The sequence below is a fragment of the Undibacterium sp. FW305-107 genome, from assembly GCF_058788535.1.
In genome coordinates, this window is record NZ_JBYTAV010000024.1 from 1 (window position 1) to 5,585 (window position 5,585).

At 49.4% G+C, this 5,585-nt stretch carries 2 tRNA genes and 2 rRNA genes; all 4 read right to left on the reverse strand.

What is annotated here, in order from left to right:
- Positions 1-84 precede the first annotated feature (84 nt).
- The 4 genes from AC3WQT_RS28805 to AC3WQT_RS28820 all read right to left on the reverse strand — a co-directional run bounded on the left by AC3WQT_RS28805 (position 85) and on the right by AC3WQT_RS28820 (position 5,271).
- Positions 85-2,960, reverse strand: a 23S ribosomal RNA gene (locus AC3WQT_RS28805).
- Positions 2,961-3,347: 387 nt separating this feature from the next.
- Positions 3,348-3,423 (reverse strand) — tRNA-Ala (locus tag AC3WQT_RS28810).
- A gap of 130 nt (positions 3,424-3,553) precedes the next feature.
- A tRNA-Ile gene (locus tag AC3WQT_RS28815) sits at positions 3,554-3,630 on the reverse strand.
- Positions 3,631-3,742: 112 nt separating this feature from the next.
- Positions 3,743-5,271 (reverse strand): 16S ribosomal RNA (locus tag AC3WQT_RS28820).
- Together the 16S and 23S rRNA genes with 2 tRNA genes alongside form the textbook arrangement of a ribosomal RNA operon.
- Positions 5,272-5,585 lie beyond the last annotated feature (314 nt).

Consider the following 5,585-nt stretch of genomic DNA (forward strand, 5'->3'; position numbering starts at 1 on the left):
TGTCGAACAAGTGGAATTCTTCCGAACTCCCTTTTCGCAAACACTTCACAATACTTGTCGCAGTTTATAACCTGCTAAGGTTATAGGGACAAGCCTTACGGGCAATTAGTACTGGTTAGCTTAATGCATTACTGCACTTCCACACCCAGCCTATCAACGTCCTGGTCTCGAACGACCCTTTAAAGAGATCAAGTCTCTGGGAAGTCTCATCTTAAGGCGAGTTTCCCGCTTAGATGCTTTCAGCGGTTATCTCTTCCGAACATAGCTACTCGGCAATGCCACTGGCGTGACAACCGATACACCAGAGGTTCGTCCACTCCGGTCCTCTCGTACTAGGAGCAGCCCCCTTCAAACTTCCAACGCCCACGGCAGATAGGGACCAAACTGTCTCACGACGTTTTAAACCCAGCTCACGTACCACTTTAAATGGCGAACAGCCATACCCTTGGGACCGGCTACAGCCCCAGGATGTGATGAGCCGACATCGAGGTGCCAAACTCCCCCGTCGATATGAACTCTTGGGAGGAATCAGCCTGTTATCCCCAGAGTACCTTTTATCCGTTGAGCGATGGCCCTTCCATACAGAACCACCGGATCACTATGTCCTACTTTCGTACCTGCTCGACTTGTCAGTCTCGCAGTTAAGCACGCTTATGCCATTGCACTATTAGCACGATGTCCGACCGTACCTAGCGTACCTTCGAACTCCTCCGTTACACTTTGGGAGGAGACCGCCCCAGTCAAACTGCCTACCATGCACTGTCCCCGACCCGGATAACGGGCCAAGGTTAGAACCTCAAATAAACCAGGGTGGTATTTCAAGGATGGCTCCACGCAAACTGGCGTCCACGCTTCAAAGCCTCCCACCTATCCTACACAGATCGATTCAAAGTCCAATGCAAAGCTACAGTAAAGGTTCATGGGGTCTTTCCGTCTAGCCGCGGGTAGATTGCATCATCACAAACATTTCAACTTCGCTGAGTCTCGGGAGGAGACAGTGTGGCCATCGTTACGCCATTCGTGCAGGTCGGAACTTACCCGACAAGGAATTTCGCTACCTTAGGACCGTTATAGTTACGGCCGCCGTTTACTGGGACTTCAATCAAGAGCTTGCACCCCATCATTTAATCTTCCAGCACCGGGCAGGCGTCACACCCTATACGTCCACTTTCGTGTTTGCAGAGTGCTGTGTTTTTATTAAACAGTCGCAGCCACCAGTTTATTGCAACCCCTTCGTCCTTCTGCCGCAGGGCAGTCAAACTACAAGGGCGTACCTTATCCCGAAGTTACGGTACCAATTTGCCGAGTTCCTTCTCCCGAGTTCTCTCAAGCGCCTTAGAATACTCATCTCGCCCACCTGTGTCGGTTTGCGGTACGGTCTCGTATGACTGAAGCTTAGAGGCTTTTCTTGGAACCACTTCCGATTGCTTCGTGAATAAATTCACTCGTCTCAACCCCTTGAATTACGCTGCCGGATTTGCCTAACAGCCTTCTCCAGGTTAAAAACCGACTATTCCAACAGTCGGACAACCTTCCGCGATCCGTCCCCCCATCGCATCATACGACGGTGCAGGAATATTAACCTGCTTCCCATCAGCTACGCATCTCTGCCTCGCCTTAGGGGCCGACTCACCCTGCTCCGATGAACGTTGAACAGGAAACCTTGGGCTTACGGCGTGGAGGCTTTTCACCCCCATTATCGCTACTCATGTCAGCATTCGCACTTCTGATACCTCCAGCATCCTTTACAAGACACCTTCGCAGGCTTACAGAACGCTCTCCTACCATATCCATAAATGGATATCCGCAGCTTCGGTGTATAGCTTAGCCCCGTTACATCTTCCGCGCAGGACGACTCGATCAGTGAGCTATTACGCTTTCTTTAAAGGGTGGCTGCTTCTAAGCCAACCTCCTGACTGTTTTAGCCTTCCCACTTCGTTTTCCACTTAGCTATACTTTGGGACCTTAGCTGGCGGTCTGGGTTGTTTCCCTCTTGACACCGGACGTTAGCACCCGATGTCTGTCTCCCTTGCTCGCACTCGTCGGTATTCGGAGTTTGCAATGGTTTGGTAAGTCGCGATGACCCCCTAGCCATAACAGTGCTCTACCCCCGACGGTGATACAAGAGGCACTACCTAAATAGTTTTCGGAGAGAACCAGCTATTTCCAAGTTTGTTTAGCCTTTCACCCCTACCCACAGCTCATCCCCTAATTTTTCAACATTAGTGGGTTCGGTCCTCCAGTGCGTGTTACCGCACCTTCAACCTGGCCATGAGTAGATCACTTGGTTTCGGGTCTACACCCAGCGACTGATTCGCCCTATTCGGACTCGATTTCTCTACGGCTTCCCTATGCGGTTAACCTTGCCACTGAATGTAAGTCGCTGACCCATTATACAAAAGGTACGCAGTCACGGAACAAGTCCGCTCCTACTGTTTGTATGCACACGGTTTCAGGTTCTATTTCACTCCCCTCCCGGGGTTCTTTTCGCCTTTCCCTCACGGTACTGGTTCACTATCGGTCGATATCGAGTATTTAGCCTTGGAGGATGGTCCCCCCATGTTCAGACAGGATTTCTCGTGTCCCGCCCTACTTGTCGCAAACTTAGTTCCACACCGATAATTTCGTATAAGGGGCTATCACCCTCTATGGCCGGAGTTTCCAATCCGTTCTACTATTAAAGATGCTAAATCTTGCAGGCTCTTCCCATTTCGCTCGCCACTACTTTGGGAATCTCGGTTGATTTCTTTTCCTGTAGCTACTTAGATGTTTCAGTTCGCCACGTTCGCTTTGCATACCTATGTATTCAGTATGCAATGACCTTACGGCCGGGTTTCCCCATTCGGAAATCTGCGGATCAATGTGTGTTTGCTCACTCCCCGCAGCTTATCGCAAGCTACTACGTCCTTCATCGCCTGATATCGCCAAGGCATCCACCATGTGCACTTAGTCACTTGTCCCTATAACTTTAGCTTCTGGTGTCTTCATCAATTGCTTGATCAAGGTTCATCACCAAAAACCGGTTATAGTTCTTTACTACTTATGAGTATTACTTTAGCGTTTGCCGTATCTCAAGGAATTTGATATTTCTAAAACTTGTCTTTCGACAGCTTTTTCAAACTCGCTTTTAATACATTGTTTGTTCGATACAATCACAACCCTTCCATAATTTCCATCAGCAACTGTCGTTACTGACTTCTCTTTACAGAAATAATTTTGATTATTTCTACTTTACTTCTTCTAAATTGTTAAAGAACGAGAACTACTTATTACTATGTCTTTCGCTTTGAAAGGACAAACCTAAACCTCGGTGCTAACTGCTGCACTGACTTAGGTTTGCGATTTCTTGGTGGAGGATGACGGGATCGAACCGACGACCCCCTGCTTGCAAAGCAGGTGCTCTCCCAGCTGAGCTAATCCCCCATTAGGATCCACTACCTGTAAAACCGCCGCTTTTGCGTCGCTTTTACTTCTAAAAATTATCTGGCTTCGCCAGTCATTTTTAGCCATCTATCCCAAACGAAAGTAGGTTTGTACTTTCGTTTGATCGATTTGGTGGGTCTGGTTGGGCTCGAACCAACGACCCCCGCGTTATCAACACGGTGCTCTAACCAACTGAGCTACAGACCCGCTACTGAACCTTCAGTCGCTGTCCGGTCATTGCTACCCCGACGCAAACCGTTCTCTGTTCATTATCATTAACAGTCAATAAGTGTGGACACTTAACTACGCGCTACTCTAGAAAGGAGGTGATCCAGCCGCACCTTCCGATACGGCTACCTTGTTACGACTTCACCCCAGTCACGAACCCTGCCGTGGTAATCGCCCTCCTTGCGGTTAAGCTAACTACTTCTGGCAGAACCCGCTCCCATGGTGTGACGGGCGGTGTGTACAAGACCCGGGAACGTATTCACCGCGACATGCTGATCCGCGATTACTAGCGATTCCAACTTCATGTAGTCGAGTTGCAGACTACAATCCGGACTACGATACACTTTCTGGGATTAGCTCCCCCTCGCGGGTTGGCGGCCCTCTGTATGTACCATTGTATGACGTGTGAAGCCCTACCCATAAGGGCCATGAGGACTTGACGTCATCCCCACCTTCCTCCGGTTTGTCACCGGCAGTCTCATTAGAGTGCCCTTTCGTAGCAACTAATGACAAGGGTTGCGCTCGTTGCGGGACTTAACCCAACATCTCACGACACGAGCTGACGACAGCCATGCAGCACCTGTGTAAAGGTTCTCTTTCGAGCACTCCCAAATCTCTTCGGGATTCCTTCCATGTCAAGGGTAGGTAAGGTTTTTCGCGTTGCATCGAATTAATCCACATCATCCACCGCTTGTGCGGGTCCCCGTCAATTCCTTTGAGTTTTAATCTTGCGACCGTACTCCCCAGGCGGTCTACTTCACGCGTTAGCTGCGTTACCAAGTCAATTAAGACCCGACAACTAGTAGACATCGTTTAGGGCGTGGACTACCAGGGTATCTAATCCTGTTTGCTCCCCACGCTTTCGTGCATGAGCGTCAGTGTTATCCCAGGGGGCTGCCTTCGCCATCGGTATTCCTCCACATATCTACGCATTTCACTGCTACACGTGGAATTCTACCCCCCTCTGACACACTCTAGCCTTACAGTCTCCAATGCAGTTCCCAGGTTGAGCCCGGGGATTTCACATCAGACTTATAAAACCGCCTGCGCACGCTTTACGCCCAGTAATTCCGATTAACGCTTGCACCCTACGTATTACCGCGGCTGCTGGCACGTAGTTAGCCGGTGCTTATTCTTCAGGTACCGTCATTAGCAAGTTGTATTAGAACTCACCGTTTCTTCCCTGACAAAAGAGCTTTACAACCCGAAGGCCTTCTTCACTCACGCGGCATTGCTGGATCAGGGTTGCCCCCATTGTCCAAAATTCCCCACTGCTGCCTCCCGTAGGAGTCTGGACCGTGTCTCAGTTCCAGTGTGGCTGGTCGTTCTCTCAAACCAGCTACTGATCGTCGCCTTGGTAGGCTTTTACCCTACCAACTAGCTAATCAGATATCGGCCACTCCATGAGCACGAGGTCTTGCGATCCCCCGCTTTCATCCTCAGATCGTATGCGGTATTAGCGTAACTTTCGCTACGTTATCCCCCACTCTAGGGTATGTTCCGATATATTACTCACCCGTTCGCCACTCGCCGCCAGGTTGCCCCGCGCTGCCGTTCGACTTGCATGTGTAAGGCATGCCGCCAGCGTTCAATCTGAGCCAGGATCAAACTCTTCAGTTTAATCTCTGTTTTGTGTTCATTTCTGAACTGTGTCATGTGACTGACACATCGCTCACTCAAAATACTGACAGTTCAATCTCCTATTGCTAGAAGATCGTCTTGCTTTGTTATTTCTTGTGAACACTTGCTATATTATTTAAGCATTTCCAACCAACCTAAGTTAATTGGTGCGCTTCACCAAGTGCCCACATTTATTGACTGTTAATTGTTAAAGAACTGAAATCTTTTCTGCCTCACCGGACTACTTATTCATCCAGTCTTGCGTCGCAGCGTTGTGTGCGTCAGCAGCAGAGAAACGAGATTATGAAGCACTT